The sequence below is a fragment of the Synechococcus sp. BO 8801 genome (genome assembly GCF_002252675.1).
Taxonomy (GTDB): Bacteria; Cyanobacteriota; Cyanobacteriia; order PCC-6307; family Cyanobiaceae; genus Cyanobium.
In genome coordinates, this window is the sequence record NZ_NQKY01000020.1 from 21,910 (window position 1) to 36,894 (window position 14,985).

Genomic DNA, 14,985 nt, shown 5'->3' on the forward strand with positions numbered 1-14,985 from the left:
CGGAGTTCAGCTCGCCGCCGGTGCCGGGGTCGTAGCCGGAGCCGGTGCCCGCCGCACCGGCATGCCGGAGCGCAGCAGGGCCGTGTTGCTCACCACCACCTCATCGCCCTTGGTCAGGCCGGAGAGCACCGGATAGGCGTTGTTCTGCAGCTTGCCCAGCTTCACCGCCGTCTGCACCACCACCGGCGTGGTGCCGGGGAGCTTCTCCAGCTTCTGCTTCTGGGCGGGCAGCATCTGATCCGAGGCCTTGATCTGGGGCAGGACCGTGGAGAGGGGCAGCACCCGGTACACGAACGGTTGCTGGGCCTGCATCATCACCGCCTCCACCGGCACCGCCAGCTGGTCGCTGACACCGGTGATGATGCGGTTGCGCACGTACTGCCCGGTCTTCAGCACCCCCGTGAGATTGGGGAATTCCGCCTTCACCAGCACCGTGTTGGGTTGGCCCGAGGACTGGGTGGCATTGGCGAAGTAGGGGGAGACGAACACCACCCGCCCCTCGCCCCGCACCGGGGGATTGCCCTGGCTCTCCACCTGCACCGGCTGACCGATTTTCACCTGGCTGGACTGGGTGGCCGGCACATCCATCAGGGTCCAGAGGGAGGAGTTGTTGACGATTCCCGTGATCGCCTGGCCCTGGCGCACGTAATCCCCCAGCTTGACCGTATCGAGGTTGCCGATCACCCCGTCGATGGGCGCGGTGACGAACTTGTACCCCAAGGTGGCGGCACTGGAGCGGGCCTGGTCGCGGCTCTGGATCGCCTGGGTGATGTAGTAATCCCGGTCCTTGGTCGAGACAGCCCCCTGCTCGTTGAGGAAGACATAGCGCTCGGCGTTGACGCGATCCTTGATCGCCTCGGCCCGGTCGGAATCGAGGGTGGCCGATTCCTGCACGTTGTCGAGCACCAGGATCGGCTGGCCCGCCTTCACCTGCTGGCCCTCCCTGGCCAGGATCCGCACCACCCGGCCATCCGACTGGGGCCGCATGACCACGTTGGAGGTGGACTCGATCGTGCTGATCGTCTCGATGCCCGGCGTGAAGCGGAACTCCCCCACCGTCACCGTCTGGACCACCAGGGGCGGCCTGGCCTCAGGGGCGGCGGAGCCGCAGGCGGCCAGCAGCCACGTCAGGGGAAGGAGAGAAGGGAGAGCCTGCCAGCGCACCGGACCGGGTTCATACCCCCGCAAGGTACCGGAAAAGGTCCGACCGCCCCACTGGGCCGGAGCGCCATGCGGCCCCTCAGCGGCGTGGGCCGCGCCCGCCGCCCCGGCCATGGTGCCGGTGGTAGTCGGGCTCCGGGTTGGATTCCTGCAACTGCCGCACCGCCTCCACCGCCATGCCGGCCACCACACCGAAACCACCGAGCACCACGGTGCTCCAGAAGAGGGCCTGGGGGGTGACCCGCAGGGGGGTGTGCTCGACGATGGAACGCAGGAACAGGGCGATGGCCAGGCCCACCACACCGGTGAGCAGGCCGGCGCAGAGCACCCGGCGGCCGCTCAGCGGTGGGCAGGGGGCCGGCATCAGGCGCCCATGCCGGGGGAGGCTTCGGCCTCGGTGGGCGGGGATCCGGCGGTGAGCTGCTTCATGACGACGTAGAACACGGGCACCACGAACAGGGACAGCACGGTGGCCACGGCCAGGCCCCCGAAGACCACCGTACCCAGAGAAGCCTGACTGCGGGCACCGGCACCGCTGGCAAACACCAGGGGCAGAAAGCCGAACAGGGAGGAGATGGCGGTCATCAGGATCGGCCGGAAGCGGGACTGGGCAGAGGCCCGCGCAGCTTCCAGGGCGGATTCACCCTCCTGCATGCGCTGGTTGGCGAGATCGACGATGAGGATGCCGTTCTTGGCCGCCAGACCGATCAGCATCACCAGACCCACCTGGGCATAGATGTTGAGAACTTCACCCCTCAGGTAAAGGAAGGCCAGGGCCCCGAGCATGGCCGTCGGCACGGTCATCAGGATGATCAAAGGGTCGCTGTAGCTCTCGTACTGGGCCGAGAGCACCAGGTAGACGGTGAGGATGCCGAGGGCGAAGATCACGATCGCCAGGGCCCCCGCCGCCACCTCCTCCCGGGAGATGCCGGTCCAGTCGTAGCCGACGCCCGTGGTGGAGAGGTTGTTGAAGAGGTCCTGGATGTCCTTGATCGCCTGCCCGGAGCTGCGGCCCGGCAGGGCCGACCCCTCCACCTTGATGGAGCGGAACAGGTTGAAGCGGGGAATCACCGACGGGCCCGTGGTCGATTCGACGCTGATGAACTCGGACAGGGGGATCTGCTCACCGCTGGCATTGGGCACGTACAGGGACTTCAGCTGCTCCGGATTGGCGCGGTAGCGCTCATCGGCCTGGACGAAGATGCGGCGAACCCTGCCGGCATCGAAGGTGTCATTGACATAGAAGGAGCCGATGTTGAAGCTGAACGTCTGCATCGCCGTGCCGTAGTCGACCCCGAGGGCCGCCATGCGGTCGCGGTCGACGAGGATCTGCAGCTGGGGGGCCTCGGGGGAGAACTGGGTGAACACCCGATCGAACAGACCGCTCTGGTTGGCCTTGCTGACCAGCTGGGTGGCCGCCGCGAAGAAATCGGCCGAGGAAAGCGCACCCCCACTGCGGTTGAGCATCTGCATCTCGAAGCCCGCCCCGGTGCCGTAGCCGGGGATGGCGGGGGGTTCGACGACGATGATGCGGGCCTCCTGGATCACCGACAGCTTGCGGTTCAGCCGCTGGGTGATCGACGCCACCGACTGCTCATCGGAGGTCCGATCGTCCCAGTTGCGGGTGCCGAAGAAGAACAGGCCCCGGTTGGGGGCGTTGCCATCGAGGCTGGCGCCGCTGAACACCGCCGCCGTGGTGATGTCCTTCTCGCTGCGCAGGATTTCCGCCACCCGCTGGTTGATGCGGCGCGTCGTCTCCAGGGAGGCGCCGTCAGGGCCCTGGACAATGCCGATGGCGTAGCCCTGGTCTTCGACTGGCACGAAGCCTGTCGGGATCGAGGTGAAGGCGAAACCGGTGAGCACGATGCCGCCGGCCAGCAGGGCCATGATCAGCCGGCGCTTGCCCAGCACCCAGGCCAGACCGGCGTGGTAGCGCCGCTCAACGCCGGCATAGATGACGTTGAAGCGGCGGAAGATGAACGGGGCACCCCAGCCGAGCAGCCCGCCGATCAGCGTGTAGACCAGCACCTCCAGCGGGCTGTTCAGCTGCCCCAGCATCACGGCCGCGACGGCACCGCCGATGGCGAAGGGCAGCCGCAGCGGCAGGCGGGTGAGCAGGTGCAGGCCGAAGCCGATCGCCGCGGCCAGGGCCAGAACGCCGAGGGCCACCAGGATGCCGCCGCCGCTGGCCAGCAGCCCGTAGACGAAACCGATGAACACACCGGAAATCGCATAGGTGCGGCGGCTGGGCGGCTCACTCTCCCGGGCCAGCAGCAGGGCCGAAAGCATCGGCGAGAAGGTGAGGGCGTTGAAGGTGGAGATCAGGATCGAGAAGATGATCGTGGCGGCGAACTGCTTGTAGATCGTCCCGGTGGCTCCGGGGAAGAACAGCACCGGCACGAACACCGCGAACAGCACCAGGGAGGTGGCGATCACCGCGCCGAACAGCTCGTCCATGGTGGCCTTGGCGCTCTCCAGGGCACTGAGGCCGGAGCCCTTCTTGGTGGAGGTGTCCTCGATCACGGTGATGGCGTCATCCACCACCAGGCCCGTCGCCAGCACCAGGCCGAACAGGGTGAGCTGGTTGAGGGTGAAGCCGAAGGCCTGCACGAACAGGAAGGTGCCCACCAGGGCCACCGGAATGGCGATGGCCGGCACCAGGGTGGCCTTCCAGTTCTGCAGAAACAGGAACAGGATCAGCACCACCAGCACCACCGCCTCCCGCAGGGCGGTGGTGACTCCTTCGATCGAGGCCTCGACGAATTCGGTGTTGTCGTAGATCTTCTGGATCGTCATCCCGACCGGCAAGGTCTCGGCGAACTCCTTGATCACCTCCTCAACCCCGTTGGAGACATCGAGGGCGTTGCTGCCGGTGAGCTGATAGACCGCCATGCCCACCGAAGGGACACCGCGCAGGTCGGTGGCCTCGATGTCGAAGGATTCACCCCCGAGCGTCACCCGACCCACGTCCCGCAGACGCACCAGGCCACCGTCGGCGGTGGAGCGCAGGATCATCGAGCCGAATTCCTCCGTAGTCCGCAGCCGGCCCTGCAGCTGCACGGTGAGGGTGAACTGCTGGCCCTCGGGGGAGGGGGCACCGCCGATGCGGCCCACGGGCACCAGCCGGTTCTGGCTGCGCAGGGCCGCCACCACATCAGCGGCGGAAAGCTTGTTGGCGGCCAGGCGGTCCGGATCCAGCCAGAGGCGGAAGGCCAGCTGCCGGTTGCCGAAATAGGTGAGCTCACCGACACCGGGCACCCGCCGCACCGCATCGGTGAGGTTCTGATCCAGCAGGCCGCTGATGGTCTCGAGGCTGTACTGGTTCTTCGGATCTTCGCTGGTGAAGTTGTAAACGAGCAGGATCGAGTTCGAGGCCTTGTTGACCGTGATGCCCGATTGCCGCACCTCCTCCGGCAGGCTCGGCTGTGCCAGGGACACCCTGTTCTGGACGTTCACCTGGTTGATGTCACCGTCGCTGCCGCTGGCGAAGGTGACGGAGATGGAGCTGGAGCCATCGGCCGCACTGGTGGAGGTAATGAACTCCATGTTCTGCACCCCGTTGATCTGCTGCTCGAGCACGCTGGTGACGCCCTGCTCGACGCTGACCGCGTCAGCCCCCACGTAGCGGGAGGTGACCCGCACCGTGGGCGGGGCGATGTCCGGCAGGCTCTCGATCGGCAACAGCGGAATCGCGATCAGGCCGGCGATCACGATCAACAGGCTGCACACCGTGGTGAGCACCGGCCTGAGGATGAACGTGTTCGAAGGAGACATCAGGCTGGACTCAGTTGACCTTGACGGGCGCGCCGTTGCGGAGGTTGATCAGGTTGGTGGTGATCACGCGGGTGCCGGGCTGGAGTCCCCTGAGCACCGGATAGCGGTTGTTCTGCAGGGGGCCCAGCTGCACCGGGGTCTGGAGGGCGAAGCTGGTGCCGGCGGGGAGCTTGCGGGCCACGGCAAGGTCGGTGCGGCCGGGGCGCCGTTCCAGATCGGCCAGGCTGCCCACCTCGTAGACGAAGCTCTGGCCGGAGACCTGGGTGACGGCGGCGAAGGGAACCGAGAGCTCCTGGCGACTGTCGAGCACCAGGCGGGTGCGGGTGCGCAACCCGGTGCGCAGAACCCCGCCCGGATTGGCGAACTCGGCCTTGGCCAGCAGGGACTGGGTGCCGGCCACCACACCCGGATCGAGGGAGCCCACCACCCCCTGGGCCATCGGCTTGTTGGTGGCCGGATCCATGAGGATCACCGTCTGCCCCACCCGCAGCCGGCTGGAGAACACCGCCGGCACATCCACCCGGGCCATCAGCCGGTCGTTGCGGATGATCGTGGTGAAGGGATCGCCGGCGGCGATCACATCCCCGAGCTTCACCTGCACATCCCCCACGGTCCCGGCGATGGGCGCCTTGAGATCGCGGAAGGCCAGGTCGGCCCGGCGCGCCACCAGGTCCTGCCGTGAGGAGAGGTAGCGCTGGCGGAATTCGTCCCGCTGGAAAGCGCTGGCGGCCCCCTGCCGCACCAGATACTCGTAGCGCTCGTAGTTGAGCTTGTTGGTCTGGACCTCCGCCTCCAGGCGGGCCACATCGGCGCGGGCCTGGGCCTGATCGAGCACCAGCAGGATCTGACCGACGGCCACCTTGTCGCCCTGGCCCACCAGCAGCCGCTCGATCCGTCCGCCGGCCTGGGCCGCCAGCCGCACCTCCTCGATGGCTTCGAGGGTGCTGACGGTGTCGACGTTGTCGGTGAAGGCGGCCAGGGTGGCCGGCTCGGCACGCACCGACAGCGGTGGTCGGCCAGGGGGAGCTTCCGCCTGGCAGGCCCCCAGCAGGGCCGCGCAGAAAAGGGCGGCGGCAGCGGGCAAGGCGTTGAGGGAGCGTCGCAGGCGCCCCGTGGATGCCCCGGGAAGAGGCGGCCTGCTCGGATGGCCGATCACGGGTTCAGCGACGGACAAGGCTTCCGCCAGACCGTACCGCTCCGGAGGCTCTCCCGGCGAGATGATGGGGCGGTGAGTGATCTGTTCTGGCATCAGGGCGAGCAGGCCAGGCGCAGGATCGCCCCGCTGGCCGACCGGCTGCGGCCGCGCAGCCTCGACGACTTCGTGGGCCAGGCGGCGATCCTGGGTCCGGGGCGTCTCCTGCGCCGCGCCATCGCCGCCGACCGGGTCGGCAACCTGATCCTGCACGGCCCCCCCGGCACCGGAAAGACGACGCTGGCGCGGATCATCGCCGGCAGCACCCGGGCCCACTTCAGCAGCCTCAACGCCGTGCTGGCGGGGGTGAAGGACCTGCGCGCCGAGGTGGACGCCGCCAAGCAGCGGCTGGAGCACCACGGCCTGCGCACGATCCTGTTCATCGATGAGGTGCACCGCTTCAACAGCGCCCAGCAGGACGCCCTGCTGCCCTGGGTGGAGAACGGCACCGTCACCCTGATCGGCGCCACCACCGAAAACCCCTACTTCGAGGTCAACAAGGCCCTGGTCAGCCGCTCGCGCCTGTTCCGCCTCCAGCCCCTGGAGCCGGAAGACCTGCGCCTGCTGCTGGAGCGGGCCCTGGCCGATCCGGAACACGGCTACGGCCAGCGCCGCGTCGAGCTCTCCGAGGAAGCGGGCGCCCACCTGCTGGACGTGGCGGGGGGCGATGCCCGCAGCCTGCTCAACGCCCTCGAGCTGGCGGTGGAGACCACCGAAGCCGAGGCCGACGGTGTGATCCGCATCGACCTGGCCATCGCCGAGGAATCGATCCAGCAGCGGGCGGTGCTCTACGACAAGCAGGGGGATGCCCACTTCGACACGATCAGCGCCTTCATCAAGTCGATCCGGGGTTCCGACCCCGATGCGGCCCTGTTCTGGCTGGCGCGGATGGTGGAGGCCGGCGAGAACCCACGCTTCATCCTGCGGCGCCTGCTGATCTCCGCCGGTGAGGACATCGGCCTGGCCGATCCCCAGGCAATGGTGGTGGTGGAGGCGTGCGCCGCGGCCTTCGACCGGGTCGGGCTGCCGGAGGGGCTCTACCCCCTGGCCCACGCCACCCTCTACCTGGCCGGCACCGAGAAGAGCAACAGCAGCCTCGGCTTCTTCGATGCGGTGAAGGCGGTGCGCGAAGCCCGGCGCCAGCAGGTGCCCGCCCATCTGCGCGATGCCAACCGGGACGGCCAGGCCTTCGGCGATGGGGTGGGCTACCGCTACCCCCACGCCTATGCCGACCACTGGGTGGCCCAGCAGTACCTGCCCCAGTCCCTGCAGGGGGAGGTGTTCTGGCAGCCGGGGGCCCTGGGCTGGGAAGGGGGACTGCGCAAACGGCTGCAGCAGCGCCGGGCCGCCCAGCTGGCCGCCGCGGCCGAAACGGCCGCCGACGACCGCGGCGACCTGCTCAGCAGCAGCCCGGACGATCCCCTGCTCAACCGCTGGCTGCAGCGCCAGGCCGGGGCCGAGGGCGAGCGGCTCGACCGCCTGCGCCGACGGTTCTGGGAGGAGGCCGCCATCGGCCGCCTCGACCGGGTGCTGGTGCTGGAGGCCCACTCCCTGCTCTGGGCCCTCGATCCGCTGGAGGCGGCCAGCGAGGGGGAGGTGGTGCTGGCCACGCCATCGGCGGCCGTGCTCGATCGCCTGCAGGCCCAGCTGCAGCTGCTGGATCAGCTGCGGCGCCCCCGTCTGCTGGCCGCGGCCCCGGAGGGGCCCGAACCGCTCCAGGCCCAGCTGGAGCCGTGGCCCAAAGAGGAGGGGCGCTTCGAGTGGATCGCGGCGCGCCAGCCGTGGCGTGGCTGCACGGCGGAGCAGCGGCGGGCCTGGCTGGAGCTGCTCACGGCCCTGGCGGCCCCCGGTGCCCGGGCCCGGTTGCTGTTCACCCATCCCCTGCTGGGGCCGGCGGGGAGCCTGCGCGCCCTGGTGGGACGCAGCGCCACCGGCGCGACGCCGGCTGTGCTCGAGACGGCGGCCGAGCTGGAACGGGAGTGGCTGGCGGCCGACGCCGATCAGGCCGATCGCGTGCAGGAGGGCCTGGAATCCCTCGGCTGGAGCGTGCAGCGACGCTTCTGGGAGGAGGCCCTCGAGCTGCCCCTCAGCGACGCCCTGCTGGAGCGCTGGTTCGGCAAGGGGGCCAGCTACCGGAAGCAGCTGACCCCGGCGGTGGCTGCCGCTGGCCGCAGGACCCTCGAAGCCCTGTTCCGGGAGCGGCGCGGGGCCTCCCTTCCCCAGCCCCTGGGGCACACCCTGCTGCTGGCCCATCGCCGCACTGGGCCATGAGGAGGGCGCCATGAAGAAGGGCCATGAAAAAAGCCCCGGCGAGGCCGGGGCGACAGGTGTGGGGGGAGAAGGTCTCCCCCGGTGAATCACCAGAGGCCGCGGACGGGCTGATCCATCATCGGAGCGGGAGCAGGGGTGGTCTCGCGGACCATGGCGACGGGGTCGGCCATCTGGTTGGCCTGGATGCAGGCGGGCAGGAAGACGTACCAGGAGAGCAGGGAGGTGCACTGGGCGGTGCCGGGTGCGCAACGACCCTCGGCGCAGATGTTCTGCGCACCGGTGTAGGTGTTGCAGAAATCAGCAAGACGGAAGTCGGTGGGCAGGGCCGTCATGATGCCGGCCGAGGAGATCGAGCCGTCCTTGGCATCGGAGATGATCGCCGAACGCAGAGCCTGAACCGCATAGGTGTTCATGCTGTAGTACGGGAAGTAGCTGTTGGTGGCGTTCTTGAGGAACTTCACCCCCGCATCGGAGTAGAGGAAGCGGGACACGCCGACCAGATTGACCGAGTAGGTCTTGGTCATGCCCGACTTGACTTCGTCGGAGGTCCAGCCGGAGCGGGCCAGGCCGCCTTCCAGACCGCGATCGGTGATGTCGCCGGAGCCAAGGAACGTATCGAAGGCGGCCTGGTTGGTGGACCACACGGCACCGCCGGTGTTCCAACGGACAGGCAGATCGTTGTCCACGGCCGCGGAGGCGGGAAGCACGGAGGCCGAGACGGCCGTTCCCACAAAGAGACCGGCGAGAATTCTCTTGAACACGGGAGGCGATGTTGACTTCGCTATCAACCTAAGCATTGAAGGTGATTCTGCCTACATCTCGTGTGCAGTTTCTTTGCCTCTCCACACAGAACGGCAAGCGGCACCCCCGGCCGTGGCCCTCGGGTGTGGGACTCCGAGCCTGGGGGTGACCCGGCGGGAGACCCCATCCAGGAGCTTGCCCCTAGGGTGAAGTGGTTGTCATTCGCTCCAAGGTTCGACCCATGGCCCTGCAGGTGGGAGATCCAGCCCCCGATTTCACCCTCCCCGATCAGACCGGTGAGGCCGTCTCCCTCGCCGGGCTGAGGGGCCAGCGGGTGGTGATCTACTTCTATCCAAAGGACGACACGCCGGGCTGCACCAAGGAGGCCTGCAACTTCCGCGACCGCTGGAGCGCCTTCGAAACCCATGGCATCCGGGTGCTGGGGATCAGCAAGGACGGCGCGACCAGCCACGGCAAGTTCGTCGCCAAGTACGACCTGCCCTTCACCCTGCTGACCGACGCCGAGCCCTGTCCCGTGGCCGAGGCCTACGGCAGCTATGGGCTCAAGAAGTTCATGGGCAAGGAGTACATGGGCATGATGCGGCACACCTTCGTCGTCGACGCCGAGGGCAAGCTGGAGCGCATCTATCTCAAGGTGAAGGCCGAGGAGATGGCCGATCAGATCCTCGAGGACCTGGGCCTGGCCTGAGCCGCGCCCTCCGGCGCAGCGGGGCGCAGGGCCACCAGGGCCTCCAGACAGAGCTCGGGGTGGTGCGTCAGGGCGTCCTCCCCCAGCTCCGGCCATCGCCGCAGCAGCGGCAGCAGGGCGGGCCCGTCACCGCCGGTGAGCACGATCCGGCAGCCCGGCTCCTGCGCCCGGGCCTGGCGCCCGGCCTCCCGCACCGCGGCCGCCAGACCCTCCACCACCCCCCGTCGCATCGCCTCCTCCGTGGCCAGCGGCCACGCCTCGGCGCCGGCCGCCAGGTCCCCCTCCAGGGTGGGCAGCCCCGCGGTGCCCGACCCCATGGCCGCCAGCTGCAGCGCGCCCCCCGCCATCAGCCGGCCGCCGGCGAAGCAGCCCCGGCCGTCCACCCGGGTGAGACTCAGCACCGTACCCGCATCGGCCACCAGCACCGGGCCGTCGCTCAGCCGGGCCGCCCACCAGCCCGCCAGGGCCCGGTCGATGCCGAGCCAGGGGGGTGATCCGGCCAGGGGCACGTCCTCCAGCTGCAGCCGTGACGCGGCTGGCAGGGCAGCCTCCGGGGGCACCGCACCCACCGCCGCCCAGGCCAGGGGCGGCTCCACGGCCGAGGTCGGCGGCGGCAGGTGCACGAACCGCAGACCCGCCTCGGTCGGCCCGCCCTCGCCGCTCTCCCCGCCGTCCCCGTCGGCCAGGGCCCAGTGCCAGCGGCTGTTGCCGATCAGCAGCCAGCGGGGCTGGCGCCCCGGCACCTCAGATGCCCTCGCCCATCAGGCCCGGGAGGTGAATACCGCACTCCTGCTGCAGCCCGCCGAAGCGGGTGGCCCGGCCGTTGGTGGTGCCGTCGTCGGGGGCGCTGGTGTGCCAGTCGCCGACGGTGGAATAGCCCTGCTCGAACAGCGGATGCTGGGGCAGGTCGTGCTCCTGCATGTAGTAGTAGACGTCGCGACGGCTCCAGGTGAGCAGGGGCCGCAGCGACCAGCGCTGCCGCACCGGATCCAGGCAGTTCATGGCGCCGCGATGGTCGGTCTGGCGGGCCCGCACCCCGCTGGCCCAGCAATGCACCTGCAGCCGCTCCAGGCCCCGGTCGAGGGGTTCGACCTTGCGGATGCGGTTGTAGGTGCGCATGTCTTCAGGCGCCCCCGTCTCCCACAGCCGGCCATGCAGAGCCTCCATCCGGGCCGGGCTCATGTCGGCCTGAAGCACCTGCAGATCCAGCTTGAGGCGATCGCAGAGCTGGTCGGCGTAGCGGTAGGTCTCGGGGGGCAGGTAGCCGGTGTCGACCCAGAGCACCGGGATCGCGGGCCAGGCACCGGAGCCGTCGAGGGCGCTGACCATGTGCAGCATCACGGCCGACTGGATGCCGAAGCTGGTGGTGACGGCGAAGTGGCCGGCGAACGCCTCCTGGGCCCAGCGCATCCGCCCGATCGCATCGAGGGGATCGAGGCCCGCCCGGGCAGCATCGAGATCGATGGCGGCGCCATGGCGATCGCGGGGCAGAGCCTCCAGAGCCGCATTCAGGTCCGCCGCACCGCCCGCGGGGCTGGTGGACGCCGTGGTGGACGCCGTGACAGGGATGGACACCATGGACCCATCATCGCCCTTCGGCGATCCGGTCGATGTGGTTAGGGTGACGCCATGCAAGGGCACCCGAATCCGGCCCGGAATCCGGCCCAGAACAACGTTGTCATCGTCGGGGGTGGCTTCGGCGGCCTGTACACCGCCCTGGCCCTGGCCCAGCGGAAGCAGCATCCCCCCGTCCTGCTGATCGAGCCGAACGACCGCTTCCTGTTCCTGCCGCTTCTCTACGAGCTGCTGAGTGGGGAGCTCCGCGGCTGGGAGATCGCCCCCCGCTACGACGGCCTGCTGGCCGGCCGCGGCCTGGCCTGGCTGCAGGACCGGGTGGAGCGGATCGACGCCGATGGCCATCGGCTGCACACCGCCGGCGGCCGCACCATCCCCTACGGCCGCCTCGTCATCGCCACGGGGGCCGAGAGCAACACCTTCGCGGTACCTGGGGCCGATCGCCACTGCCTGGGCTTCCGCAGCCTGGCCGATGTGGAGCGGCTCCAGCGCCTGCTGGCCGAGCTCAGACAGCAGCGCAGGCCCCTGCAGCGCATCGCCGTGGTCGGAGCCGGTCCGACCGGGGTGGAGCTGGCCTGCAAGCTCGCCGACATGGCCGAGGGCAGCGCTGTGATCGAACTGATCGAGCAGGGTCCGCAGCTGCTGCCCCAGGCCAGGGCCTTCAACCGGGAACAGGCCGCCCTGGCCCTGCGGCGCCGTGATGTGCGGCTGCGTACCCGCACCCAGGTGGAGGCGGTCGAGGCCGAGGCGATCACGCTCCGGTGCCAACCGGACGGGGACAGCCCCGCCCACGCCGAAACCCTCGCCGTGCGGGCAGTGGTCTGGACGGCCGGACTCAGCTTCCGTGCCCCACGGATCGACCCCGCTCCCGCCTGCGACAGCCGCGGCCGCCTGCTCTGCGGGCCCGATCTGCGCCTGCTGGAGCACTCCGATCTCTTCGTGGCTGGCGATCTGGCCGCCCCGGTCGACCCGGAGGACACGGCCGTCGAGGGCCCCGGTCCCGGCGCCCCCTCCACGGCCCAGGTGGCCTTCCAGCAGGCCCCGGTGCTGGCCGCCAACCTGATCCGCTCCCTGGCGGGCGAACCGCTGGAACCCTTCCACTGGAAGGATCTGGGCGAAATGATGAGCCTCGGCGTCGGCGAAGCCAGCCTCACCGGCTCCGGCGTCACCCTGGCCGGGCCGGCCGCCTACCAGCTGCGGCGCCTGGCCTACCTGACCCGCCTGCCTGGCCGGTCCCATCAGCTGCGGGTGGCCGCCGGCTGGCTGGCCGACTGGACACCATGACGGCGACGCCCGCTGCAGCGCCCCCCTGGCCCCGGCCCCGCGGTCTGCTGCTCGATGCCATGGGCACCCTGATCGGCCTGCGCTCGCCGGTCGGGGCCACCTATGCCGCCGTGGCCGCCGAGCACGGCATCGATGTGGCCCCCGCGGCCATCGACCGGGCCTTCCCGGGCGTGCTGCGGCAGGCCCCTCCCCTGGCCTTCCCCGGCCTCGAGGGCGACCGCCTGCTGGAGGCCGAGCGCGGCTGGTGGGGGGAGCGCATCGACGCCGTGCTGGCGGCGGCCGGCGGGAGCGATGCGCCGGCCCCCACGGCCCTGCACCACGCCCTGTTCGATCGCTTCGCCGACCCCTCCCTCTGGCGCGTCTACCCCGATGTGCCGGCGGTGCTGCGCCGCTGGCACGGGGCGGGGCTGCGCCTGGCCGTGGTCAGCAACTTCGACCGTCGCCTGCAGCCGTTGCTGGAGGGCCTGGGCCTGGCCGATCTGTTCGCGACGGTGGTGGTCTCCAGCAGCGCCGGGGCCGCCAAGCCATCGCCCCAGCCTTTCAGGATCGCGCTGGAGTCCCTGGGGCTGAGCGCCTCCCAGGTCTGGCACGTGGGCGACAGCCCGGAGGATGGGGCCGGGGCCAGGGCCGCCGGGGTGCGCTGCCTCCTGGTGCGGCGTCCTTGAGACAGGGGGTGCTGGCCGGCAGGACGGCGGGCCTGCGGCCCGCCGAGCGGCGGCGGCTGGAGCAGATCTGTCACCGGCGCCACCCCGCCGATGCGATCGCCGACCTGCTCACCCTGCAGCGCCTGGCGGTCGAGGGTCGGGGCCTGGAGCTGCCCCTGACCCTGGTGGTGGATGGCCGCGGCCTCTGCCGGCTGCTGTGGGTGGGGGAACTGGACCACGCCGCCCGCCTGCTGGAGAAACTTCCCGGCCCCTCCCGGCGCCAGGGCCACAACCTGCGCCTGCTCACCTGCGCCGGGGCCGGACGCCAGGCCCAGCTGCAGCCCTCCCCCCAGGAGGCCGTGGTGGGCATGGACCTGGCCCCGGACCTGTGGCTGCGCTTCGGCCAGCAACCGGAGGCCGGCGGACGCTGGCCGGCGGCCATCCACACCCCCGCCGCCAGCGGCGACCGCGCCTGGCAGGGCGTCCTGGAGGGGGATCTGGCCGACCTCTGCGACCACGATCCCGCCGCCCTCGTCAGCGAGGAGGCGCCGGCCGCCGCGGCCCCGGCCCCGACCCCGGACGGCCCCGAGCGGGTGCTGCTGCTGGTGCAGACCAGCGGCGACCGGGCCCTGAGCGACCGTCGCATCGCCGAACTGGAGGGTCTGGTGCGCAGCGCCGGCGCCGTGCCGGTGGGGCGGGTGGAGCAGCGCCGCCAGGGCCCCGCCACCCGGAACCCCTGGGGGGAGGGCAAGCTGCGGGAGGCGGCCCTGGAGGCCCGCCGCGTCGGCGCCAGCCTGGTGGTGGCCGACCGGGAACTGACGCCGGCCCAGGCCCGGGACATGGAGAACCTGCTCGATCTGTCGGTGAGCGACCGCAGCGAACTGATTCTCGACATCTTTGCCCAGCGGGCCGCCAGCGGGGCCGGACGCCTGCAGGTGGAGCTGGCCCAGCTGCGCTACCGCCTGCCGCGGCTCACCGGCCGCGGCCTGAGCCTGTCGCGGCAGGGGGGCGGCATCGGCACCCGGGGCCCGGGCGAGACCCAGCTGGAGAAGGACCGGCGCGCCATCGCCCGCCGCATCGAACGGCTGCAGCGGGAGGTGCAGCGGCTGGGGGACCACCGGGCCCGGCTGCGCCAGGGCCGGCGCGACCTGCCGAAGGTGGCCCTCGTGGGCTACACCAATGCGGGCAAGAGCTCCCTGCTCAACGCCCTCACGGGGGCCAGCGGCCCGCAGGCGGTGCTGGCCGAGGACAAGCTCTTCGCCACCCTCGATCCCACCACCCGCCGGATCGGGTGGGGGGGAAGCGGCGGCGACCCGCTGCTGGTCACCGACACGGTGGGATTCATCCGGGAGCTGCCGCCCCAGCTGATGGAGGCCTTCCGTTCCACCTTCGAGGAGGCCCTCGACGCCGACGGGCTGCTGATCGTGGTGGACCTGGCGGATCCGGCCTGGCCCGAGCAGCTCGCCACCGTCCAGACCATCCTCGATTCCCTCAACGCCACCATCCCCCGGCGGGTGGTCGGCAACCAGATCGACCGCTGCGCCAGCGGCGAGCTGGAGCGGGCCAGGGCCCTGGAACCGGGCATGCTGTTCGTCTCAGCCACCGCCGACCTGGGCCTGCAGCACCTGCTCCAG

Annotated in this window: 11 protein-coding genes and 1 pseudogene; 5 read left to right on the forward strand and 7 right to left on the reverse strand. The window is 70.6% G+C overall.

Annotation, left to right across the window (positions count from 1 at the left end):
- Positions 1 to 6: 6 nt before the first annotated feature.
- The 4 genes from CJZ86_RS13075 to CJZ86_RS13090 are packed head-to-tail and all read right to left on the reverse strand — an operon-like array spanning position 7 to position 6,019.
- Positions 7 to 1,188 carry an efflux RND transporter periplasmic adaptor subunit gene (locus CJZ86_RS13075; protein ID WP_094586550.1) on the reverse strand — a complete coding sequence of 394 codons (1,182 nt, stop codon included), beginning with the start codon at positions 1,186 to 1,188 and terminating at the stop codon, positions 7 to 9.
- A gap of 52 nt (positions 1,189 to 1,240) precedes the next feature.
- Positions 1,241 to 1,525 carry a hypothetical protein gene (locus CJZ86_RS13080; protein WP_094586487.1) on the reverse strand — a complete coding sequence of 95 codons (285 nt, stop codon included), beginning with the start codon at positions 1,523 to 1,525 and terminating at the stop codon, positions 1,241 to 1,243.
- On the reverse strand, positions 1,525 to 4,935 hold the full coding sequence (locus CJZ86_RS13085; protein ID WP_094586489.1) for an efflux RND transporter permease subunit: 3,411 nt from the start codon (positions 4,933 to 4,935) through the stop codon (positions 1,525 to 1,527). The genes CJZ86_RS13080 and CJZ86_RS13085 overlap by 1 nt, the downstream gene beginning before the upstream one ends.
- A gap of 10 nt (positions 4,936 to 4,945) precedes the next feature.
- Positions 4,946 to 6,019: an efflux RND transporter periplasmic adaptor subunit gene (locus CJZ86_RS13090; RefSeq protein ID WP_233134020.1), complete on the reverse strand. Its 1,074-nt coding sequence runs from the start codon at positions 6,017 to 6,019 to the stop codon at positions 4,946 to 4,948.
- 144 nt (positions 6,020 to 6,163) lie between these two features.
- Here CJZ86_RS13090 and CJZ86_RS13095 point away from each other — a divergent pair, with 144 nt between their 5' ends.
- Complete coding sequence (locus CJZ86_RS13095) at positions 6,164 to 8,398, forward strand: AAA family ATPase (protein ID WP_094586493.1); 2,235 nt, start codon at positions 6,164 to 6,166, stop codon at positions 8,396 to 8,398.
- A gap of 86 nt (positions 8,399 to 8,484) precedes the next feature.
- On the opposite strand, the gene CJZ86_RS13100 is transcribed toward CJZ86_RS13095, so the two are convergent.
- A complete protein-coding gene (locus CJZ86_RS13100) occupies positions 8,485 to 9,195 on the reverse strand; it encodes an alpha/beta hydrolase (RefSeq protein WP_094586495.1) in 711 nt (236 codons plus the stop codon).
- A gap of 185 nt (positions 9,196 to 9,380) precedes the next feature.
- On the opposite strand from CJZ86_RS13100, the gene bcp reads away from it, so the two are divergent.
- A complete protein-coding gene (bcp, locus tag CJZ86_RS13105) occupies positions 9,381 to 9,848 on the forward strand; it encodes a thioredoxin-dependent thiol peroxidase (RefSeq protein ID WP_094586497.1) in 468 nt (155 codons plus the stop codon).
- Here the strand turns inward: bcp and CJZ86_RS17550 are convergent.
- Positions 9,818 to 10,591, reverse strand: a complete 774-nt coding sequence (locus tag CJZ86_RS17550) for a type III pantothenate kinase (RefSeq protein WP_094586499.1) — start codon at positions 10,589 to 10,591, stop codon at positions 9,818 to 9,820. The genes bcp and CJZ86_RS17550 overlap by 31 nt on opposite strands.
- Position 10,592: 1 nt before the next feature.
- Complete coding sequence (locus tag CJZ86_RS13115; protein WP_094586501.1) at positions 10,593 to 11,426, reverse strand: phosphoadenylyl-sulfate reductase; 834 nt, start codon at positions 11,424 to 11,426, stop codon at positions 10,593 to 10,595.
- Between the two features lie 51 nt (positions 11,427 to 11,477).
- On the opposite strand from CJZ86_RS13115, the gene CJZ86_RS13120 reads away from it, so the two are divergent.
- The 3 genes and pseudogenes from CJZ86_RS13120 to hflX form a co-directional block, all read left to right on the forward strand.
- Positions 11,478 to 12,707: an NAD(P)/FAD-dependent oxidoreductase gene (locus tag CJZ86_RS13120; RefSeq protein WP_094586503.1), complete on the forward strand. Its 1,230-nt coding sequence runs from the start codon at positions 11,478 to 11,480 to the stop codon at positions 12,705 to 12,707.
- On the forward strand, positions 12,704 to 13,372 hold the full coding sequence (locus CJZ86_RS13125) for an HAD-IA family hydrolase (RefSeq protein ID WP_094586505.1): 669 nt from the start codon (positions 12,704 to 12,706) through the stop codon (positions 13,370 to 13,372). The genes CJZ86_RS13120 and CJZ86_RS13125 overlap by 4 nt, the downstream gene beginning before the upstream one ends.
- 347 nt (positions 13,373 to 13,719) lie before the next feature.
- A pseudogene (gene hflX / locus CJZ86_RS17390) lies at positions 13,720 to 14,982 on the forward strand (GTPase HflX); the annotation flags it as partial.
- Positions 14,983 to 14,985 lie beyond the last annotated feature (3 nt).